16 protein-coding genes are annotated in these 21,143 nt (G+C 69.3%); 6 read left to right on the forward strand and 10 right to left on the reverse strand.

Features of this window, described 5'->3' with window-relative positions; translation table 11 throughout:
• Window positions 1-12: 12 nt before the first annotated feature.
• From ABFX36_RS16625 to sfnG, 5 genes are read right to left on the reverse strand one after another with little or no spacing between them, the layout of a single operon-like run.
• A complete protein-coding gene (locus ABFX36_RS16625; RefSeq protein WP_062367848.1) occupies window positions 13-510 on the reverse strand; it encodes a flavin reductase family protein in 498 nt (165 codons plus the stop codon).
• A gap of 22 nt (window positions 511-532) precedes the next feature.
• Window positions 533-1,804, reverse strand: coding sequence for an LLM class flavin-dependent oxidoreductase (locus ABFX36_RS16630; protein WP_231875762.1), 1,272 nt, complete (start codon window positions 1,802-1,804; stop codon window positions 533-535).
• 19 nt (window positions 1,805-1,823) lie between these two features.
• On the reverse strand, window positions 1,824-3,026 hold the full coding sequence (locus tag ABFX36_RS16635; RefSeq protein WP_062367849.1) for an acyl-CoA dehydrogenase family protein: 1,203 nt from the start codon (window positions 3,024-3,026) through the stop codon (window positions 1,824-1,826).
• Window positions 3,027-3,068: 42 nt separating this feature from the next.
• Complete coding sequence (locus ABFX36_RS16640; RefSeq protein ID WP_346077444.1) at window positions 3,069-4,286, reverse strand: acyl-CoA dehydrogenase family protein; 1,218 nt, start codon at window positions 4,284-4,286, stop codon at window positions 3,069-3,071.
• Window positions 4,287-4,329: 43 nt separating this feature from the next.
• Window positions 4,330-5,502: a dimethylsulfone monooxygenase SfnG gene (sfnG, locus tag ABFX36_RS16645; protein ID WP_006894983.1), complete on the reverse strand. Its 1,173-nt coding sequence runs from the start codon at window positions 5,500-5,502 to the stop codon at window positions 4,330-4,332.
• Between the two features lie 220 nt (window positions 5,503-5,722).
• Between sfnG and ABFX36_RS16650 the strand changes: the two genes are divergently transcribed.
• The 3 genes from ABFX36_RS16650 to ABFX36_RS16660 are packed head-to-tail and all read left to right on the forward strand — an operon-like array spanning window position 5,723 to window position 7,685.
• On the forward strand, window positions 5,723-6,349 hold the full coding sequence (locus ABFX36_RS16650) for an LON peptidase substrate-binding domain-containing protein (protein ID WP_346077484.1): 627 nt from the start codon (window positions 5,723-5,725) through the stop codon (window positions 6,347-6,349).
• A 3-nt stretch (window positions 6,350-6,352) separates the two neighbouring features.
• The gene (locus tag ABFX36_RS16655; RefSeq protein WP_346077447.1) at window positions 6,353-7,339 is read left to right on the forward strand and encodes a pirin family protein; all 987 of its coding nucleotides are present in this window, start codon (window positions 6,353-6,355) and stop codon (window positions 7,337-7,339) included.
• Window positions 7,340-7,355: 16 nt separating this feature from the next.
• Window positions 7,356-7,685, forward strand: coding sequence for a GNAT family N-acetyltransferase (locus tag ABFX36_RS16660; protein WP_346077449.1), 330 nt, complete (start codon window positions 7,356-7,358; stop codon window positions 7,683-7,685).
• 68 nt (window positions 7,686-7,753) lie between these two features.
• Here the strand turns inward: ABFX36_RS16660 and ABFX36_RS16665 are convergent, their stop codons facing one another.
• The 5 genes from ABFX36_RS16665 to ABFX36_RS16685 all read right to left on the reverse strand — a co-directional run bounded on the left by ABFX36_RS16665 (window position 7,754) and on the right by ABFX36_RS16685 (window position 17,404).
• Window positions 7,754-9,037 carry a flotillin family protein gene (locus tag ABFX36_RS16665; protein WP_346077451.1) on the reverse strand — a complete coding sequence of 428 codons (1,284 nt, stop codon included), beginning with the start codon at window positions 9,035-9,037 and terminating at the stop codon, window positions 7,754-7,756.
• A gap of 49 nt (window positions 9,038-9,086) precedes the next feature.
• Window positions 9,087-9,593 carry a hypothetical protein gene (locus ABFX36_RS16670; RefSeq protein WP_006894990.1) on the reverse strand — a complete coding sequence of 169 codons (507 nt, stop codon included), beginning with the start codon at window positions 9,591-9,593 and terminating at the stop codon, window positions 9,087-9,089.
• Between the two features lie 108 nt (window positions 9,594-9,701).
• A complete protein-coding gene (locus ABFX36_RS16675) occupies window positions 9,702-10,781 on the reverse strand; it encodes an NADH:flavin oxidoreductase (protein ID WP_346077453.1) in 1,080 nt (359 codons plus the stop codon).
• A gap of 37 nt (window positions 10,782-10,818) precedes the next feature.
• Entirely contained in the window at window positions 10,819-14,151 is a 3,333-nt protein-coding gene (locus tag ABFX36_RS16680) for an arabinosyltransferase domain-containing protein (RefSeq protein ID WP_062367854.1), read from the reverse strand.
• Window positions 14,144-17,404: an arabinosyltransferase domain-containing protein gene (locus ABFX36_RS16685; protein WP_346077456.1), complete on the reverse strand. Its 3,261-nt coding sequence runs from the start codon at window positions 17,402-17,404 to the stop codon at window positions 14,144-14,146. The genes ABFX36_RS16680 and ABFX36_RS16685 overlap by 8 nt, the downstream gene beginning before the upstream one ends.
• 207 nt (window positions 17,405-17,611) lie before the next feature.
• On the opposite strand from ABFX36_RS16685, the gene ABFX36_RS16690 reads away from it, so the two are divergent.
• From ABFX36_RS16690 to ABFX36_RS16700, 3 genes are read left to right on the forward strand one after another with little or no spacing between them, the layout of a single operon-like run.
• Window positions 17,612-18,448, forward strand: a complete 837-nt coding sequence (locus ABFX36_RS16690) for a mycofactocin-coupled SDR family oxidoreductase (RefSeq protein ID WP_346077458.1) — start codon at window positions 17,612-17,614, stop codon at window positions 18,446-18,448.
• A gap of 42 nt (window positions 18,449-18,490) precedes the next feature.
• A complete protein-coding gene (locus ABFX36_RS16695; protein ID WP_039866829.1) occupies window positions 18,491-19,522 on the forward strand; it encodes an Atu2307/SP_0267 family LLM class monooxygenase in 1,032 nt (343 codons plus the stop codon).
• A gap of 35 nt (window positions 19,523-19,557) precedes the next feature.
• Entirely contained in the window at window positions 19,558-21,069 is a 1,512-nt protein-coding gene (locus ABFX36_RS16700; RefSeq protein WP_346077460.1) for an MFS transporter, read from the forward strand.
• Window positions 21,070-21,143: the final 74 nt, after the last annotated feature.

Here is a 21,143-nt window from a genome sequence, read left to right on the forward strand (position 1 = left end):
CGCGCCGAAGGCTCAGTCCGCTTCGAGCGCGGACACGCGGTGCCACCGGCTCCGGTAGAAGACCAGCGGATCGACAGTCGGGTCACCGGAATGTCGATCGACGGCGAGCACCGCGATCACATGGTCGCCCGCGGTGACGATCTGCCGCGGCCGGGTGACGAACACTGCGGCGGCTCCGTCGAGCAGAACGGCGCCGCCGGCCTCACGGCGCCAACCAAGACCGTCGAATCTGCGCGGAGCCGCTCGACGGAAGGCGTCGGCCACCGGCGGCTGGTCCGCGGCGAGCACGCTCACTCCCCACTGCGGCACAGCCGAGAGCCGCGGGAGCGTGGTCGACGTCGCAGCGATGTTGACCGACACCAACGGCGGGTCCAGTGACACCGAGGTGAACGAACTCGCGATCAGGCCGAACGGTCCGTCCGCATCGACGGCGGCCACGGTGACCAACCCGGTGGGGTAGCGGGCCATGGTTGCCCGCAACGTCGGCTCGGTTTCGAACGCGGTGGTCATCACCAGAGTCCTCCCCGCGGCGTCAGTGTGCGGCCGTCAGAAAAGGCGCGGCAGCGACGCGTCCGGGACTGTTTCCCGGCACCGCGAACAGACCGCGCAGCACCAACTGCGGTATCACGCCTTCCCCGAACCAGTACAGCTCTTCCAAGTGCGGGTAACCCGACAGGACGAACTCATCGATGCCCAGCGCGGCGTACTCGGCGATGCGGTCGGCCACCTCGGCATGACTGCCCACTAGCGCGGTGCCCGCGCCTCCGCGCACCAAACCGACACCCGCCCATAGGTTCTCGGCCACTTCCAGAGCCCGCGGATCGCGCCACGATCCGTCACCGCGGTGGGCGGCGTGCAGATCGCGCATCGCCGCCTGTCCCGCCGACTCGCTGCGTGCCAGGCCCTCCTGGGCGGCGCGAACGGTGTCCTCGTCGAGCGCTGCGAGCAGGCCGGCTGCCGCGGTCCACGCCTCGTCCGCGGTGTCCCGGGAGATGACGTGCAGCCGAATGCCGAATCGCACCGTTCGGCCCCGCTGCGCGGCGAGGCCGCGGATCCAGTCGATCTTCGCCGCCACCGCCGCCGGCGGCTCGCCCCAGGTCAGGTAGACGTCACTGTGCCGCGCGGCGACGGGACCGGCCTCGGGAGAGGATCCGCCGAAGTAGATCGGGATCTCCTCTGCGGGCAGCCGATGCAGCGCTGCGTCGTCGACCTGCAGGTGCCTGCCGCGGTGCGTCACCCGTTCGCCGCGCCACAGTCCGCGGACCACGGTCAGGAACTCGTCGGTGCGGGCGTAGCGCGAGGGTTTGTCGAGGAAGTCGCCGAACGCCCGCTGTTCATGGGGCTCGCCGCCGGTGACCACGTTCAGCAGGAGCCTGCCGGGCGCGTGCCTGCTGAAGGTCGCAGCCATCTGTGCGGCAAGAGTCGGGCTCACCAGCCCCGGACGGAGGGCGACCAGGAATCCCAGGCGCTCCGATTCCCGCGCGATCATCGCCGTCGTGAGCCAGGCGTCCTCGCACCAGGCACCGGTGGGCGTGAGTGCCGCGGTGAATCCGAAGTCCTCCGCCGCGCGGGCGATCGAACTCAGGTAGCCGATCGAGGCGGGCCGATCGCCGCGGGCGGCCCCGGCCGGAAGCCCGTGTCCGCCGCCGACGATGAACCGGGAATCGCCGTAGGTCGGCAGAAACCAGTGGAGCTTCAGTGCGGGGCGCTCGGTGTTCGACTGCTCTGACGGACTCGCGACCGGAGCTGTCGGGATCGCGGACCGGTTGGCCGTCACGGTGGTCGAGGAGGGGGTCTGTGCCATGTCTTCTTCCTGTGGAGGATCAGATGTTGCCGTGGGCGGGGGGCCGGGTGCCCGCGAGCGCCCATCGGCCGAGATGAGCGAGCTTCCATCGCTCGGGATCGTGAAGGGTGTGGGTTCGCGCGTCGCGCCAGTACCGCGAGAGGTTCGACGCCGCCGCGGCCGCCCTGGTGCCGCCGAAGTCGAACAGCGCCTCGCCCGCATGCCGGGCCGCACGCCCGGCGGCGACCTTGGCCGCGGCCGTGGCCAGCGACGCCTCTGCGACGAGTTCGGGCGGCTCGCCTGCGACTTCGGCCGTCTCGATGGCCCGGACCGCGGCGTCGAGCAGAGCCCGCGCCGCGCGGACCGTGAGTTCGAGTTCGCCGGCCGAGGCCAGCAGGAGGGGATCGTCGACCGCGCGCTCCACGCCGGCCTCGAACCAGGGACGAGCGCGTTGCGCGGCCTCGGCTCCGGCCGCCAGCGCACCGGAGGCCAGACCGGCGTCGACGGCGGCGTGCAGCAGCTGCGCGCGAGCGCCATACGTGCTCGGTCTCTCGAACAGCTCGTCGAAAGCCACCACCTGCTCCGGCTCGACAGGAACATCGTCGAACTCGACCGTCCCCGATGCGGTGGTCCGCTGGCCGACCGCGTCCCAATCGTCGAGGATCGACACGCCTTCGGTCTCGGCCGGCAGATAGACCAGAACGCGACCGCCGTCGGGGCCGAGGGCGCGCACCGCCAGCAGATCGGCGAGGACCGCACCGGTGCAGTAGAACTTCTTGCCCGACAGGCGCAGTCCGCGCGCTGTCCGAACCACGCTCGTAGCGTCGTCCACGGCTGTCGCGCCGCCGCGCTCGCTCTGGGCGTTGGCCAGGCGCGCACCGCCGGCGACCCGTCCGAAGACCTCCTCGGCGAGTCCGGGCGGCGCGAGCCGCGCGAGGGCGTCGAGGAAGGTGAAGTGGCTCTGGGGGATCTGCGCCAGGCTCGGGTCGACGGCGGCCAGTGCGGCGATGAGCCCCGCCGCCGACCCGATGCCCAGACCGTGTCCGCCGTACTCCACCGGAACGGTGACCGCCAGCAATCCCGCCCCCGCCAGGAGATCGAGCTCCGCGCGGGGAAGTACGCGGTCGCGGTCGCGGTCCGAGGCGGTGCGCGCGATCTCCGGCAGCAGGCCCGGCAGAACGGTGGCGATTGGATCGGCTGTGACGGCGGTGGTCTCTGCGGCTCGACTCGAGACGGGACTCATGGTGGAGAGGACCTCTGGGTTCGACGGCGGACGGTGGTCGGTTCAGCTGTACAGCGTGAACTGCGGGGCGCGGCGGTTCAGCGTCCAATCGCCGACCTCGCGGGCCTTGTATGCGACCGGATCGTGCACCGTGTGCGTTCGCAGGTTGCGCCAGTGCCGATCGAAGCCGTAGGAGGTCGTCGTCGCGCGAGCTCCCTGGATCTCGAACAGCCGCGAAGCCACGTCGAGGGACACCTTGGTCGTGACGTACTTGGCCTCGGCGATCGCGATCGCGGCTTCGGCACGCTGGTCGGGCGTGAGGTCCGGGCCGATGTCGAGTGCGCTCTGCAGCGCCTCACCCGCGTGGTCGGCGAGCAGCGCCGCGGCGGTGACCTCGGAGCGCAGCGCGCCGACCAGCTCGAGGATGTACGGATCGTCGGTCGCGCTCTCCAGACCGGAGGTCTCCCACGGTGAGGCGTGCAGGCGAGTCCAGTCCAGTGCCTCCTCGAGTGCACCTTCGGCGGTGCCGATGTAGAAGTTGACGAAGGCCAGCTGCCAGTGCGGGGTCACGAGAGTCTGATATGCGCTCGGCACGCGTCCGGTCAGCGGATCCTCGCCGAGGATCTCGCTGCGCTCGATGCGCACACCGTCGAAGACCACTCCGCCGGAGTCGGTCAGTCTCTGGCCGATGTTGTCCCAGTCGTTCAGCGGTGTGAACCCTTCGCGCCGGGCCGGGATGGACAGGAACACCAGGTCGCCGTCGAGTTCGGCGGTCACCGACAGCTGGTCGGCGACACCGGCTCCCGAGGCGAAGGTGCGCCGGCCGTCGAGCCGGAAACCGGACCCGTCACGGGTGAGCGTCAGACCGGATGCGCCGCGCGGATTCTGCACGCCGCCCCAGAAGGGCTTGAACTGTGCGTTGCGGCGCGAGAGTTCGTCGGCCTGATCGGCGGTCCCGAACAGGTGCGGTATGCGCTGCTGTGCGTAGTGGTAACCGAGCAGGTGCGCGATCGAGGTGTCGCCGCGGGCGACGTGTCGGGTCAGTTGCTGCGACTGCGAATAGTCCAGTCCCGAGCCTCCGTACTCCACCGGCTCACCGACCTGCAGCAGGTCGGCTTCGCGAAGCAGTTCGATCTCGGCCAGCGGCGGCTTGTTCGCGCGGTCACGCTCGGCGGCGGTGGCCCGCAATTGCGCCGCGACGAGGTCGGCGCGGCGCAGTGCGGCGTCGAACCGGGCCAGGTCGTCGGACGCGGGCGGTGCGGTGTGGTCGGTGACGGTCATGGGTTGCCTTCTTTCGATCCGGATGGAATGAGGAGGTGGGAGCTCACCGGGCGGCGAGGACGCCGTGACGGGCGAGCTCGGATTCGAGGCGGCCGCTGACGGCGAGGTCGTTCTCGAGATCGCGAACGATCGGCAGGATCTTCTCGCCGAAGTAGACGACGTCCTCGTGGTAGTGCAGAAAGCCCAGGAGCAGCAGATTCACGCCGCGGGTCTTGTAGGCGACGATGCGCTCGGCGATCTGTTCGGGTGTGCCGATCAGTCCGGTGCGGAAACCGTCGTTGTACTGGACGAGGTCGGCGAACTCCGAGTCCTGCCACATGCCCTTGCCGTCCGAGGTGGACGAGCCGGCCTGCTTGACCGCGGATCCGAATCCCTCTACCGCCTCGCGGTCCGCCTTGTCGACGATCTCTCGGAGCACGTCGCGGGCCTCGCTCTCCGTGTCGCGTCCGATGAGGAAGCCGTTGAGGCCGAACTTGACCGTGCGGTCGTGCAGTGCCGCTTCGGTTAGCACGTCGCTGACCTGCTCGCTGATACCGTCGAAGTCTCTACCGTTGCTGAAGTACCAGTCCGAGACCCGACCGGCCATCGCTCGAGCCGCGGTCGAGTTGCCGCCTTGGAAGATCTCCGGATGCGGGCGTCCGGGCAGGTCGAGCGGCTTCGGCTTCAGATCGAAATCATGGAGACGATAGAAGTCGCCCGCGAGGTCGGCGTGGTCGTCGGTCCAGATCCGCCGTAGGTAGGTGATGAACTCCTCGGCGCGGCGGTAGCGTTCGTCGTGCTCGAGCCACGGCTCGCCGAGCTTGGTGAACTCATCCTTGAACCAGCCGCTCACGACGTTGACCGCGGCGCGGCCCCCGGACAGATGGTCGGCGGTGGCGAGGAACTTGGCGAGGACGCCCGGGTGCCAGAGCCCGGGATGGACCGCGGCGATGACTTTGAGCCGCTCGGTGGCGAGCAGCAGAGCGAGCGAGAAACTGGTCGACTCGTGCTGGTACGCGGCACCGTACGAGGCCGTGTAGCGGACCTGGCTCAGTGCGTAGTCGAAGCCGTTGTTCTCGGCGAGCCGGGCGAGAGTGCGGTTGTAGTCGTACCCCCAGTCGGTGCGCTGTTCGATACGGGAGACGACCAGACCGCCGCTGACGTTCGGCACCCAGTACGCGAACTGGAGCGGCTGATACGCGGTCTCGAGACGACGGTCGGAACTGTTGGTGGACATGACGAATAGACCTCCGGTGAGGTTGGTGACGAGAGTTCGGTGAAGCAGGACGGGGCCGGATCGGGCGGAGCGGATCAGGCGGGACCGATCAGCGACATCGGCGGGGTGAGTACATCGGCGCGAGCACGTTGACAGTGTGCTGTTCGCACGGGAAGGCCGACAACCATTCGAATCAGGGTGGGTCTGACCGACCGCGGGTAGGGTGATCGGCGTGAGGGAGATGCCGATGTTTCCGCTGGGCGCTGTGCTCCTGCCAGGGGAGAAGCTGCCTCTCCGGATCTTCGAACCCCGTTATGCGGCAATGCTTCCCGTGGTGGAGAAGAACGGCGGCGAGTTCGGTGTCGTGTTGATCGAGCGCGGCTCGGAAGTCGGCGGCGGCGACGTGCGTTCGATGGTGGGCACCGTGGCGAGGATCGACCGCCTCACCGACGCGGGACCTGGCCGCTACTCCTTGCTCTGCAGCGGAACCTCGCGCATCCGGGTGACCGAGTGGCTGCCCGACGATCCGTATCCGCGTGCTCTGGTCGAGGATCTCCCCGAGCCGGACACCGGCCCCGTCGAGTGGTCGGACGTCCTGGAGAAGCGGGCTCAGCTGCAACTGCTCTGCGGGCAGGGCGGCCGGAAGGATCCGCAGTTGCGGTGGATCGCCTCGCAACTCGCCGCGCCGGTCGACTACGGCGACGGCGACCCGGTCACGGAGACGTTTCGCGCCGCCTCGGATCTTCCACTCGGACCGGCCGACCGGCAGAGCGTGCTGGAGAGCCCCGATCCGGGATCGCGGATCGATGTGATCGACGCCGCGCTCGACGACCTGATCGCAGCGCTCAGATTCAGATTGAGGGGTTGATCGATGAGCAACATGGAGGCACAGCCCGCCGAGGTGGAGTGCGGTGCGACGCCCGCGGCCGGTGTGGAAGTGATCGAACCTCGCCTGGTGCCGCTCGGCGGCATCCGGGCGATGAAGGCGAACCGGACGTTGCCGACACGTGATCGATCGATGATCGGCGCCTGGTGCTTCGCCGACCATTACGGTCCCGAGCCGGTCTCGCAGTCGGGCGGGATGCGGGTGCTGCCGCATCCGCACACCGGACTGCAGACCGTGAGCTGGCTGTTCGAAGGAGAGATCGAGCACCGCGACAGCGCGGGGGTGCACGCGATGGTGCTGCCGGGAGAGATGACCCTGATGTCCGCCGGCCGCGGGATCAGTCACTCCGAGGTCTCCACACGCCGGGTGGAGACGCTGCACGGGGTGCAACTGTGGGTCGCGCTGCCCGACGGCGCCCGCCACGGGGAGAACGGCTTTCAGCACTATCGTGCACCCTCGGTGGACCTGACCGATGCGTCGGGAGCCGTGGTCGGCAGCATGAAGGTATTCGTGGGCGACTCGGGCGGATCGTCGGCGGAGATCGTCACGGCAACACCGCTGCTCGGCGCGGAACTGTCGATCGACCCGGGCGCGTGTGCGGTCTTGGAGGTCGACGAGTCCTTCGAGCACGGTGTTCTGCTCGACACGGCCGCCGCGGAGGTCGGCGGAGTCCGGATCGGGCGCGCTTCGCTCGCCTATGTGGGCCCGGGGTCCAGCCGGCTCGAAGTGCACAATCCCACGGACCGACCGGCACGCGCGGTGCTGCTCGGCGGCGAGCCCTTCGCCGAGGACATCGTCATGTGGTGGAACTTCGTCGGCCGCGACCACGACGAGATCGCCGAGTACCGCGAGGAATGGCAGCGGCGGTCGGAACGTTTCGGAACAGTGGGCGGCTGGGGAGCCGACGAATGGATCCCCGCGCCGCCGCTGCCGAACACTCGGCTGAAGCCGCGCAGGCGGACTCGACCATGACAAGAGGGGACGGGCGATGACCGACGCAGAACGCACGGAGGTGGTCCGGAACGACGCGCTGGGCCGTTACGAGATCCTGGTGAACGGTGAGACCGCCGGATTCACCCGATTCATCGACCGTGGAGACCAGCGGATCTTTCCACACACCGAACTCGACGACCGGTTCTCCGGTCGCGGTCTCAGCTCCGTCCTGGTCCGTGAGGCGCTCGACGACACCCGGGCCGCGGGCCGGCGGGTGGTGGCCGTCTGTCCGCTCGTGGCCAAGTATGTGAGCAAGCATGAGGAGGTGGCCGATCTCGTCGATCCGGTGACCCCGGACATCCTGCAGTTCCTGCGGGGTGAATAGCCCACCGGGCCGGGGCAGCGCTGCCCCGGCCCGGTGGCCCGTCAGTGATCCACCGTCAGTGATCCCCGTCAGTGATCCTGGTGAGGCTCCGCCGGCGCGGCGCGCCCGCTTCCGTCGGTATCACTGGTCCCGAGGTCGGACAGCATCTGCGCGACGTCGATACCGGTGGCGCCGCGGATCAGCTCCATGGTGCTCACCAGGCTCGATCCCGCGCCCTTGGCGACCGGGCTCACCGAGTCGCCGACCAGTGTGATGTTCGCATCGGCCAGCGGTGCCGAGGCCGCGCGGACGATGTCGGGGAGCTTGCTCAGCACCAGTTCCAGCTGGCCGACCTCGTCGAGCTTGCCGAGCGCCTCGGCGCGCTTCTCCAGGGCGTCGGCCTCGGCCTCGCCGGTGATCCGGATACCCTCGGCCTTGGCCGCCGCCTCGGCGATGATCTCGGCTTTACGGGCCTCGGCCCGCTGTTGCGCCGCATACAGCTCGGCTTCGGCGGGGCGGCGCACCTCGGCGTCGAGCTGTGTGTCGCGCAGTCGTGCGGTCTGCTCGGCGACCTCGTTGTCCTTCTCCACCTGAATGCGCCGGCGTTCGGCCTCGACCAGCGGGCGGACCGCGTCGGCCTCGGCCGCCGCACGGTCGGTGGCCTGGCGGGCGGCTTCCCGCTCGATGTCGAGCTCGCGCTGCTGCTCGATGATCGCCTGCTCGTTCTCGATGCGGCTCTGTTCGGCCACGCGGTGGGCCACGGCGCGCGACCGTGCTGCGATCGCGGCCTGATCCAATCGCTCCTTGGCGGCGAGGTCGGAGAAGTACTGGCCGTCCGAGTCCTGGACGTCGTTGATCGAGAAGCTGTCGAGGATCAATCCCTGGTTGCCGAGGATCTCCTTGATCGAGCGCGCGACCTGGTCGACGAGTTGCTGCCGATCGACGAGGATGCTCTTGGCGGTCATTGTGCCGACGATCGACCGCAGCTCACCGGAGAGCTGCTCGGTGACGAGGGCCTTGACCCGGTTGAGGTCGTCGCCGAAACGCGGACCCGCCTTGAGGATGGCTTCCGGTGTGTCGCCGACCTTGACGACCGCGACGCCTCGGACCTTCAGCTCGATGCCGTCGTTGGCCGGGGTCGAGGTGTCCAGATCGGCCTTGACCGATGACAACTGCACTCGGGTGGCGCGCTGCACCACCGGAAGCACGAAGGTTCCGGTTCCGCGGTACACCTTGCCCTCGTGCCCCTTGCCGGTGCCGGTGACGATGAACGCCTCTTCCGCTCCCGGCACGCGGTAGCGCGACAGCACGAGCAGGACGATGAGGACGAGTAGCACCACGATGGCCACTACGGCGCCGATGACGGCTCCCATCTTGCGGGTTCCTTTCGTTGCCCCGGTTCTGCAGGGAACCGGGTGGGGATCAGTCGGTGAGGGAGATGCGGGCGACGACGTAGTTGTCGCCGCCGTCGATGCGGTCCACGATCACGGCCTCATCGTTGTGTTCGAGCGGGGCGTCGGAGGTGACCGTCACCTGGCGGGTGCCGAGCGGCGTCCGTACCTCACCGATCCCGAAGCGGCCGGGAGTGACGGGTTCCACGATGCGTACCGCCGAACCGATGAGGTCGACGTTCGGCAGTTCGGCTTCGGCGCCGACGAGGTACCCCAGAACGACGACGGCCGCGACCGAGAGCACCACGCCGGCGAGCGCACCGACCAGCAGTGCCGGCCAGGTCGCCGTCTCGGTGAACGTCAGGAGCCCGCCCGCGAGCAGGCCGAACCCAGTGGCGAACGGGGTGACGATGGACAGCAGTCCGGCGCCGGAGTCGCCGAGGTGAACGTCCACGCCGCCGGCATCCACACCGAGGACGGACAGCAACGTCAACACCAGACCGACGCCGCCGACGATCAACAGCACGATTCCCAGCACGCATACCCCCGTCTGCAGTCACCTGTGCCCCCAGTGTGACACACCGTTCAGAGCCGACCATTCGGACGGGCGACCGGCGCGTGTGGCCGGAACCGCGGGACGCCGGCCTCAGGAGGAGAGCACGAAGTCGTCCCAGTTCGTCGACAGGTACTCGAGAAACGCCGGACCGACGGACTCGGCGCGCATGTGATCGGCAGACACGGGCTGCGGCGTCGACGTGAACGAGGGGTCGGCGACCACTCTGGCCGCGAAATCGTGGTGCAGGATCCCGGCGGTCCCGATCAGGACGAAGTCGGCGCCGGCGTCGAGGCTCTCGCGCACTTGAGCACCGGTCAGGATCTTCCCGGCGACGCCGAGACGGGTGCCCCCGCGCGGCAGATCGGTGAAGTGTTCGAGCAGAGTGCGGTCGCGGTGCTCCTCCTCGGCCGGGTGTTTGAACGCGTCCCACATCGACATGTCGAGGTAGTCGAGCCGTCCCGAGGCGAGAACCTGAGCCGCCAGCTCACGCGACTCGGCGAGCGGAACGCCGTAACGCTCGGGCGAGAGTCGCAGGCCCAGCTGAAAATCCGGTCCGGTGGCGCGACGGACCGCATCGACCACCTCGTGGATGATGCGGAATCGGTTGTCGGCGCTGCCGCCGTACTTGTCGGCGCGGTGATTGCTGCGCGCGTCGAGGAACTGGCAGAGCAGGTAGCCGTGGGCCCCGTGGATCTCGGCCCCGTCGAAACCGGCCTCGGAGGCGAGGACTGCGGCCTCGGCGAACTCCTCCACGATCGCCTCCACCTCGGCGGTGCTCAGTTCCACTGCCTGCTTGGCGGCATCGTTCCACGGCGCCACCCGGACGGGGTCGAACTGTCCGTCGCCGCGTCGCCCTCCGTGCTGCAGCTGGATCGATGAGACCGCTCCCGCCGCGCGCAGCCCGTGCGCCAGCCGGGTCAGTCCGTCGAGGTGCTCGGGGCCGGCGACGCCGAGCTGTCCGGAGAACGAGTGCCCCCGGCCGGACACCCATGCCGCGCATGTCATCACCATGCCGAAGCCGCCCTCGGCTCTCCTCACGAGCCAGTGGTACTCGTCGTCCGAGAGAGTGCCGTCGGCATTGCTCTGCAGATTCGTCAGCGGAGCCAGGGCGATGCGGTTGGCCCAGGCGGGGCCGCGTGCGAAATCCAGGGGAGAGGCGGGTGTGATCACCGACCCAGGCTACCGGGGTGCCTTCCACTGTCCCGATTCAGTTGCGGATCACCCGCATCGGCCCGGGAGTCCAGAGACCGGTGTGGTCCTCGTGGGTGACGGTGAGTTCGGCGTCGTGCTGCGGCAGGAGCGGGGTGAACCGCTGCAGTGAACCCCAGTCACGGCCCCAGTCGTTCTCGAGGTAGGCCGGGACCTCCGTCTGTCGCAGCTCGTTCTCGGTGATGCCCAGCGGGCCGCCGTAGTCGCCGGCCATCCACTGCGCCGAGTTCACCCGTTCACCGACCGCATCGGGGGTGATGCGCCACTTCGGCGTCTCGAGGATGCCGTGCACCACGCCGGCCGGGCGCTGGCAGGGGAACGCGAACGCGACTTCCCAGTCGAGCAGTACCGGATCATCGCTGCCGACGAGCGAATTGAGCGTCTGCAGTCGTGTGGCACGCGGTGGTGTGACGGCCAGCCAGGCATCGTAGCCCGGCGAGGTGTCCTCGGCGACGATCCGGACGACGGACGCGCCGGGAGGAATCTCGGCCATCGGGAACCGCAGATTGCGCCACTGCGGTGCTCCGCCTGCGTCGTACGGGGTCAGGGACGCGACGGTTGCAACGGTGCCGTCCGGCTGCACCCGTCCGGCTTCGAGCCGCAGTTGCTGGCCCGGATGCCGGACCGCCAGTTCGTCGATCGACTCCACCGCACCCGCGGCCGACAGGGTGATCAGAGGCCGATCGTCGGAGCGTTCGGGTAGCTGGTACCAGTCCGAGGTCAGGCGGCCGGTCCCGGCGGGCGCACCGAAGCTCCCGAGCACCGGCACCCGCTGTGGGTCGAGACCGAAGGGCAGCTTCACCGACGAACCGTTGACACCACGGCTGACCGTGGTGCCGCCACTGGTGTCGGAGGTGGTGTCGGCGGTCGTCGAATCACCGGTGGTCGACTGCCCGGTCTGATCCTGGTCGACCGCTTGGGCGGGATGAGCGTCGGTGTCACTGCTGGACGTGTCGCTGTCGTCGGTCTCCAAGTGCGTCGGCACGCCGTCGGGTGAGAACCCGGCCGGGGGCGTCGCTCCGCCCGCGAGGGCCTGGCCGGCGCTCGCGGGCCGCTGGCCGGCCAACTGCGCCGGCGCGAGAAGACCCGTGTTCGGATCGGCCTCCACCAGCACGGCGTCGGCGAGTGCGCACGGGCGCCCCTGCAGGGACGCGATGTTGGAACTCGCCCAGGTCCACGAATCCGATTGCGTCCTGGCCGCTTTGCCGAACGAGATCATGTTGAAGGCCAGGATCACCGCGGAGACGATCACGAGGGAGTACATCGGCAGGTCGGCCATACGGCTCGGCTCCGGGCGCCGGAAGGGTTCGGCGGCGTCGGCGAACTGTGCTCGGCCGTCGTCCCGGTAGTACTGCCACAGTCCGACGGCCGTCAGCAGTACGGCGACGGCGAAGATCGGCCAGAAGAAACCGATGCCGGCGATATGCGGCGTGTCGTCCGACCACGGGATGCCGTAGCTGCCCACATACCACCACTGGTTGCGGCCGGCGAAGGCCACCGCGAGCGCGTACGCCGACGCCGCGGCGAAGAACGTCCGGTTGCATGGGCGCCGAAGCACACTCGGTTTCAGGAAGGCGGTCGCGGCCGCGGCCAGCGGCCCGGCCAGGCAGGCGAAGATGCCCATCTGGTGGGTCGCCTTGGTCGGGACGAAGGCCAGCACCGCCACGGCGCCGCCGGTGACGGCCACGAGCCGCCACAGGGCCGCGGTCGCCACACCCGGCACGCTGTGCTTGCGGACGAGGACGAGGACGACCAGCAGCACCGACAGGATCGTCACGAAGATCCCGACCCGGCGCGCGATGGAGCCGTCGGGTGTCGGATTGAGCAGGATGTAGTACCGCATCGCCTCGGTCCACCAGTGATTGGTCGGACCCACGATGCCCTGAGCCTGCACGCCCTCGACGATCGTGGCGAGCGGCTGGTCGGCGAAGATCTCGTACAGGACGGCCAGACCCGCCGCCACAAGGGGCACCAGCATCGGCGCCAGCCCGTCGCGACGCCGCCGGTACAGCACCCGCTTGAGCATCGGCCGGAGCCCGGCCAGCAGCGCGACCGCCGCGACCGCGCCCACCGGGTGGATGGTCAGGGTGAAGGCGGCCGAAACGATCGCGAGACCGAAGGGGAGCAGTCGGCCGGTGGCGATCGCGCGTTCGACGAGCACCCAGGTCAGCAGGATGCCGACGGTGATCACCGGTTCCACGCGCAGGCCGTTGTTGAACGGCAGCCACACGGCGAGGAAGGCCAGGGCCGCGGCCCAGCGTGCGACACCGGAACCGGCGATCGTCCGACCCAGTCGCGGGATCGCCACGCGGCTGATCAGGAACCATCCGACGATCGCGAACAGGAACGGCAGCAGGCGCAGCCACGGGATCGCGGTGCTGACCTCCATCCATTTGGCCAGGTACTGGTAATGCCAGCCGAACGGGTCCTGGGGGACACCGAAGTACCGGTAATAGTTGTCGAGGTAACCCGCGCCGGGCGCCACGCGCCCGACCGTCACCTGATAGCCGTCGTCGGCGGTGTTGCCGCCGATCATCAGCCAGATCAGCAGCACCGCGGTGACGAATCCGTCGAGCACGGTCGGTCGCCACCAGCGCCGAGGCAGCAGTCGGCGCAGGCGTCGCCCGTCCCGGGCATCGAGCACGGCGAGCGCGATGAGAGACAGGATCGTCGCGACCACGCCGACGATCAGCAGGGTGCGTTTGAGCGGGGTGGGGCTGGTGCTGAACCGGGTGTCGACGGTGGAGCGGAAGCTCAGCCCGGCGGTGGGGGCGGTGGCCGGCAGGTCGGTGTACACGCCGATGATCTGCGGCCGCGCGTTCGGATCGCGGATGTCGAAGGCCGAGTCGGGGACCGTCAGTCCCTCGACCTCGCCGCGGGTGCCGGCGGTGTCGGCGTGCACGACGATGCGGCATTCAGGAGTGCGCTGCGCCTGCTCGCGCGGGATCGTCATCAGCACGGCGTTGCGCTGGGTGACCAGGAGGTTGTCGTGGGTGGCGCTGATGAACAGGCCCACCTTGCGCGCGTCGACACCGGATTTCGGCACGGTCGAGAGCAGCACGCCGCCGTCGGCCGGCAGCAGCGATGCCAGCGAGCAGGGCACGGTCGCATCCATCGACACGGGGTTGTACGAGACGTTGGGCGCCGCGATGTTCGCCACGGTCGGCGCCGACGTCGACGACGTGGCTTGCGGCCAGGTGATCTCGGTCTTGGCGTACGTGACCGGCAGGAACGGCGACGCGAGGGCGAGCAGGATGCCGATGGCGCCGGCCACGACGGCGACGATCCGTGCGATGCGGACCGTCCGGGGGCTCGGTGTCCGATCACTCATCGGTACCTCCAGCCACGATTGTGCTCGGATTGCGCCAGCCGGCCTGCCGGACTGTCGCGGTGGTCAACGCAGCGGCCGGTGCATCCGGCACGAGCGGTTCGAGTCTCACGAGGTTGCCCCAGTCTCGGTACCAGTCGTTCTCCAGGTAGGTGGCCATCGTCGACGGCCTGGTCAGCGACTCCGACACCGACAGGATTCCGCCGGAGGACGCGGCCTGCCAGCTCTTCGACGTCGAATAGGTCGCGGTCCGGTCGGGTGTGATGCGCCATCGGGGAACGTCGTACACCCCGTCGCGCGCGGTCACCGGCTGCTGGCAGGGGAACTGACTGCCGACCGACAGGTCCAACAGCACCGGTTCCCGGCTGCCGACGACGTTCTGCAGGGTCTGCAGCCGCGGGGCACGCGGCGGGGTGATCGCCAGCCACTCGTCGGGACTCAGGTTCGAGTCGACGGCGACGATCCGCATCGCGGTCGCCGACGGCGGGATCGCGGCCATCGGGATCCGCAGGTTGCGCCACGGCCGGTTGGGGTGGTCGGGACCCGGATCGATGGGAACGAACGGCGCACCCACCGGGGTGAACTCCCCGTCGGTGTCGACGCCGAACTCGACATGCAGATCGCGGCCGGCGGTCACGGCCCCGTCCTGTCCCACGGAGAAGACCGAACCCGCCGTGGTGATGACGATCAGCGGAGACGTAGTCCGGTCGGGGAGCCGGTACCAGTCGGTGGTCAGTTCCGCCCGGCCGTTGTCGAAGCCGTAGCTGCCGAGCACCGGAGTGGTGGCCGGATCGAGACCGAAGGGCAGTGCCACGGTGCCGCCGTTCGCGGTCTCCGGACCGGTACCCCCGGTGGTACCCGCTGGAGCGCCGTCGCCGGAGTACGAGTGGCCGGGCGTCGCGGTGCGGAGGGTGCCGGCGCCGAGCCGGACCGGATCGGGTGTCAGATCGTCGGCGACGCCGTCGGGGGAGAACCCCGTCGACTCCCCGGCGAGCGCCCGCGACGCGTCGACGGCCCCGACCGGCTGCAGCATCCCGACATTCGGATCCTTCTCGACGAGCACGCGGTCGGCCATCCCGCAGGCGCTCCCGGTCAGGGCGCGCGCGTTGGCGCTGAACGCCGTATAGGTGTCCGAGCGGCTCAGCGCAGCCTTGCCGAAGAGTGCGAACTCGGCGAGCACCAGCGCTGCGGCGATCAGCAGGACCGGCACCGCCGATACGATGCGGCGCCGGCGGACCGCTGCGGCCGACGGGGGACGTGCGGTGTGCGGCCGCACGCTGACCCAGACCAGCATGAGGAACGAGAGCGCGGTCAGCACGAGGAACAGCGTCGACACCGGTCGTCCGGCGAGGACGGGAGCCTTGTCGAACCACGGGATGCCGTAGTCGTACGACCATCCCCAGGCGTTGTCGCCGGCCGTCGCGACGGCACACGCGCCGACCAGCACGGTGACGTACGTCCAGAGGGTGCGCGGCGCATGCGCCGACACCCGGATCATCGCCGCGGTGGCAACGGCGGCACAGGCGGCGGCCAACCCGGCGAAGATCCCGAACTGGACGGTCCACTTCATGGGCACGAACGAGAGCAGACCCATCGTGAGGAGGACGCTGCCGATCAGTCGCCACACCGGGCCGCGTGCGAAGCCCGGCAGGCGGCCGCGCCGCATCATGACCGCGGTCGTCAACCCCAGTGTGGCGAGCAGGAGCAGCACCGGTACACGACGGGCGAGGGAACCGTCCGGGGTCCCCAGCGTGAGGAAGTAGTACCGCATCAACTCCTGGTACCAGGACAGCGTCGGGCCGACGACGTACCGGACCCGGATCGCCTCGACGACCGCGCCCAGGGTCTGGGTGCGGAAGACCAGAAAGCAGATGAGGGAGACGGCCGCGGCGACGGGCGCGAACAGCGGCAGCAGACGGTACTGCCCGCGCAGTGTCCGGACCACTCGCAGCATCGGCCGGGAGCCGACGATCAGAACGGCGACGGCGATGACGCCCTGCGGTCCGGTGGCGAGTGTAAGCAACGCGACGAACGTCGCGAGCGCCGCGGGCAGCAGCCTGCGCGTCGCGATCGACGTCTCGACCAGCCACCAGGTCGCGAGCGATCCCGCGACGATGATCGGCTCCGGCCGCAGGCCGCTGCAGAAGGCGATCCAGAACGCGACGAACACCGCGGCGGCGCTGAACACCGCCCACCGTGAGGACCGGACGGCGGCGCCCAGACGGGGTAGCAGGACGCGGCTGAGGATGAACCACGACACCAGCCCGGCCACCAGGCCCGGCAGACGCATCCAGACGCCCGCGGAACTCACCGTGGCCCAGTGGGAGAGGAAGGAGTAGTACCAGTCGAACGGCGCCTCGGAGACACCTAAGTAGCGATAGTAGTCGGACAGATACCCGGCGTCGGTCGCGTTGCGGCCCATCACCATCACGTAGCCGTCGTCGGCGGTGCCCGCTCCGAGGACGTGCCAGATCAGCAGGGCGGCGGTGACGGTGAGATCGGTGACGCTCGGTGCGACGAGCCTGCGGAGCGGTCGGCGCCCGGCGGTCGGCGCCCGGAAGCGCGACACGGCGTCGAGGCGGCTCAACGCGAACAGCGCCACCAGGGCGGCCAGAACACCGATGACGATGACCGCGGTCTTGAGCGCGGTTCGGGCGACGTCGAAGGCGTTGTCGACGTCGACGTGCACGGTCAGACCCTGCTGTGCCCGTCGCACGGTGTCCCCGGACAGATCGGTGAAGACTCCGGCGACCGCCGGCCGGGTGGCGGGATCACCGTGCACCGTTGCGCCGGCCCCGACGAACTGAGCTCCCAAGGAGTCCTCCGACGCCCAGAAGCGCAGCTGCGAACAGTTGTTCAGGCCCGCGCGGTCGATGCTCGTCAACGCCGATCCGCGCACGTTGACCGTCGCACCGGAAGAACCGGACGTGACCACGAGGGCGGTGTCGCGGATGTCGCGCGGTGCCGAAGCGGGAACCGTCGACACGACGACCGCGGTGGAGCCCTCCGCCCCCGCCTCCCGGAGCACCCGGCAATTCACCGTGACGTCGAGCCGCCGGGCGGTCTGCGTCGCCAGGGGCGCCGTGACCGACGCATTGTCGGCGGAGATGCTCTGGCCCCGCGGCCAGTCGAACGACGATGTCCGCTCGGTGACCGGCAGGAACGGTGTGGCGATGGCAGCTACGAGGGCGACCAGACCCGCGACGGCGGCGATGACCGCGTACCCGCGCGCGGTCACCCTGTGTGAAGTACTCATCGGGAGTGAGGATAGGCGCTGTCTCTTAACCTTCACCAAGAGCCGCGGGGCGAGCCGCACCGGCGGTGCGGCCGAAGGCACTGTCGCGGGACGCGATCCCGCTCAGTGGGCGCACGGACTCGCCGCGACTGATAGATGTGGTGTGTCCTCTGGACAGACGAGTTTCGATCGACGATCCGGACGCACGTCCGGCGGCAAGGAGACGGCATGGACGACTTCAGCAATCGCGTGGCATTGGTGACCGGAGCCGCACGTGGTCAGGGACGTGCGCACGCGATCGCGTTCGCCGAACGGGGCGCGGACGTCGTCGTCTGCGATCGGTGTGCGGACAGCCCCGCGATCGCCTACCCGATGGGCACCGAGGAGGATCTCGCCGAGACGGTCCGACTGGTGGAGGCCACCGGGCGGCGATGCATCGCGGTGAAGGCGGACACCGCAGATCGGGCGGCGATGGAGGCGCTGGTCGTGCGCGCCGAGAACGAGCTGGGCCGCGTCGACGTCGCAGTCGCCAACGCAGGCGTCTCCGGCACGTCGCCGATCACCGAGGCGTCCGCGGCCGTCTGGGAGGAGGTCATCGGCAGCAACCTGACCGGTGTGTACAACACGCTCGCCGCGGTAGCGCCCGGAATGATCGCGCGCGGCTACGGGCGCATCGTCACCATCTCCTCGATGCTCGGGCGGAGCGCGGCACAGGGTCAGGCCGCGTACGGCGCGTCAAAATGGGGCGTCATCGGCATGACCAAGAGCGTGGCGCTCGATCTCGCCGCTCACGGGATCACGGTGAACGCCATTGCGCCGGGCAATATCTCGACGCCGATGGTGCACAACGACGCGCTGTACTCGGTGGTGCGGCCAGACCTGGACGCACCCACGCGCGCGGATGTGGAGCCGGTGATGGCGATGCTGCACGCGCAGCCGATCGCCTTCCTCGAACCCGAGGAGGTCACTCGCGCGGTCCTGTTCTTCGCCGCGGAGGCCAGCGCCCACATCACCGGCACCGTGCTTCCCGTCGACGCGGGCGCCGCCGCCCGGGTCTCGAGCTGACGTGCGGGAATCATTCGGTCCACGGTGATCGTTGACCCAACCGTGAACCACATCGAATTCGGCCTGGACACCTTCGGCGGAGTGACCCGCGACGCACACGGAGAGCCGGTGCCCCACCCGCAGGTGATCCGTGATCTGGTGGACGATGCGGTGGTCGCCGATGCAGCGGGCCTGGACTTCTTCGGCGTCGGTGAACATCACCGGCCCGACTTCGCGGTGTCGAGTCCGGAGATGGTCCTGGCCGCCATCGCTTCGCGGACCGAACGGATCCGGCTGGGTTCGGCCGTGACGGTGCTGAGCTCCGACGATCCGGTCCGCGTCTTCGAGCGGTTCGCGACGCTCGACGCGGTCTCGAACGGCCGAGCCGAGATCGTCGCCGGCCGCGGGTCCTTCACCGAGTCGTTCCCGCTCTTCGGGTACGACCTCCGCGATTACGAGGTGCTGTTCGAGGAGAAGCTCGCCCTGCTCTCGGCGCTCTTGACCGAGGAGCCGGTGACCTGGTCGGGCAGCACCCGCGCCTCGCTGTCGGACCAGCGCGTCTACCCGGCCACCGCCCACGGCATCACCGCGTGGGTGGGCGTCGGCGGCAGTCCCGAATCGGTGGTCCGGACCGCACGATACGGCTTCGGCCTGTTCCTGGCGATCATCGGCGGACCCGCCGACCGCTTCGCCGGTTACGTCGACCTGTTCGAGCGCGCGCAGGATCAGTTCGGCGTTCCACGCAGGCCGGTGGCGGTCCACTCGCCGGGCCTGATCGCCGATACGGACCAAGCGGCCCGGAATCTGGTGCGCGACGGCTGGTTCGAGATGCGGGAACGGATGGGGCGTGAGCGGGGATGGCCGCCGCCGGCCGCGGGCGACTTCGAGCGCGAGATCGAGACCGGATCGCTGTACGTCGGCTCCCCCGAGACGGTCGCAGAGAAGATCGCGGCGACTGTTCACACGTTGAAGGTCGACCGCTTCGACCTCAAATACGACCAACCGGTCACCCATGACGACCAGCAGGAGTCCATCCGGCTGTACGGCGAGAAGGTGGTGCCCGCGGTGCGTAGGATTCTGGCTGACCTTGCCTGAGATTGCACGATAGCGACGACGAATCGAGCGACCCGATGTCAGTGCCCGCAGCCGAACCCGTCACCGAACCCGATCCCCGCCGCTGGAAGGCCCTGGTCTTCATCTGTCTCGCACAGTTGATGGTGGTTCTCGACGGCACGGTGGTCAACATCGCCCTGCCCGATGCCAAGCGGGATCTGGGAATCAGCACCGCGAACCAGCAGTGGGTGATCACCGCGTACGCCCTCGCCTTCGGCGGACTGCTGTTGTTCGGCGGCCGCGTGGCGGACATGTGGGGCCGCCGCCGGGCGCTGATGATCGGCCTGGTCGGATTCGCCTGCGCATCCGCGGTCGGCGGCGCGGCGGTCAATGAGGCGATGCTCTTCGCCGCGCGAGCCGTGCAGGGGGCCTTCGGAGCCCTGCTGGCGCCCGCGGCGCTCTCCCTCCTGACCGTGATGTTCACGCAACCGAAGGAACGTGCACGCGCGTTCGGCGTCTTCGGCGCGATCGCCGGCGGCGGCGCCGCCGTCGGCCTGCTCCTCGGCGGCCTGCTGACGCAGGTGCTCGACTGGCGCTGGACGATGTACATCAACGTCGCGATCGCGGCCGTCGCGCTGCTCGGCGCGGTCTTCGAAATCAAGGAGCCGCCGAGGAACACCGACCACGTCGTCAAGCTCGACGTACTCGGCGTGGTGCTGGGCGGCTCCGGGCTGGCGCTGGTGGTGTACGGCTTCAGCCGGGCCGCGGAGAAGGGCTGGGCCGACGGCGGGACGCTGACCTGTCTGGTGGCGGCGGTGGTGCTGCTCGCTCTGTTCGTCGGCTGGCAGTGGAGGTACTCGTATCCGCTGCTTCCGCTGCGCGTGGTCGCAGACCGTTCGCGCGGCGGCGCGTACCTGACCGTCGCGCTGTCCGTGATCGCGATGTTCGGATCGTTCCTGTTCCTGACCCTCTACATGCAGACTGTGCATCACTACACTCCGCTGAGTGCCGGGTTCGCGTTCCTGCCCATGGTGTTCGGCATGCTCATCGGGTCCACGCAGGTGGCGGCCCGCTTGATCACCCGCGTCCCGCCACGGTACCTGCTGGTGCCCGGCGCCTTGCTCGGGTCGTGCGCCATGCTGATCCTCGCGCAGGTCTCGGCCGACTCCACCCGATACTGGAGCGTGATCTTCCCCGGTCTGCTCATTCTCGGCTTCGGCATGGGAACGGTGTTCATGACGTCGATGAACCTGGCGACCTTCGGAGTCGCACCGTACGACGCGGGTGTCGCTTCGGCGATGGTGAACACCTCGCAGCAGGTCGGCGGCGCCGTCGGGACGGCGTTGCTGAACACGATCGCCGCGAACGCGGCCGCGCGCTACATCACCGATCACCGGGACTCGGTCCGCGGCCCCGCGGACATTCCTCATTTCCAGGCTCTCGCCATGGTGCACGGCGACAGTGTCGGTTTCTATGTCGCGGCCGCCATCCTCGCGTTCGTGGCAGTCGTGGCGGGATTGCTGATCAACGTCCGACACCCGCTCGGGCTGAACACCGCGAGTCCGGAACCGGCCGCCGCACCGGTCTGAGCGGGCCGCAGGGCCGCCGCCGACTTGGAATCGATTCCACCGTTGGAAGTCGATAGGGTGGGTCCGTGACTCCC

It is taken from the genome of Gordonia cholesterolivorans (genome assembly GCF_039531975.1).
Lineage (GTDB): Bacteria > Actinomycetota > Actinomycetes > Mycobacteriales > Mycobacteriaceae > Gordonia > Gordonia sihwensis.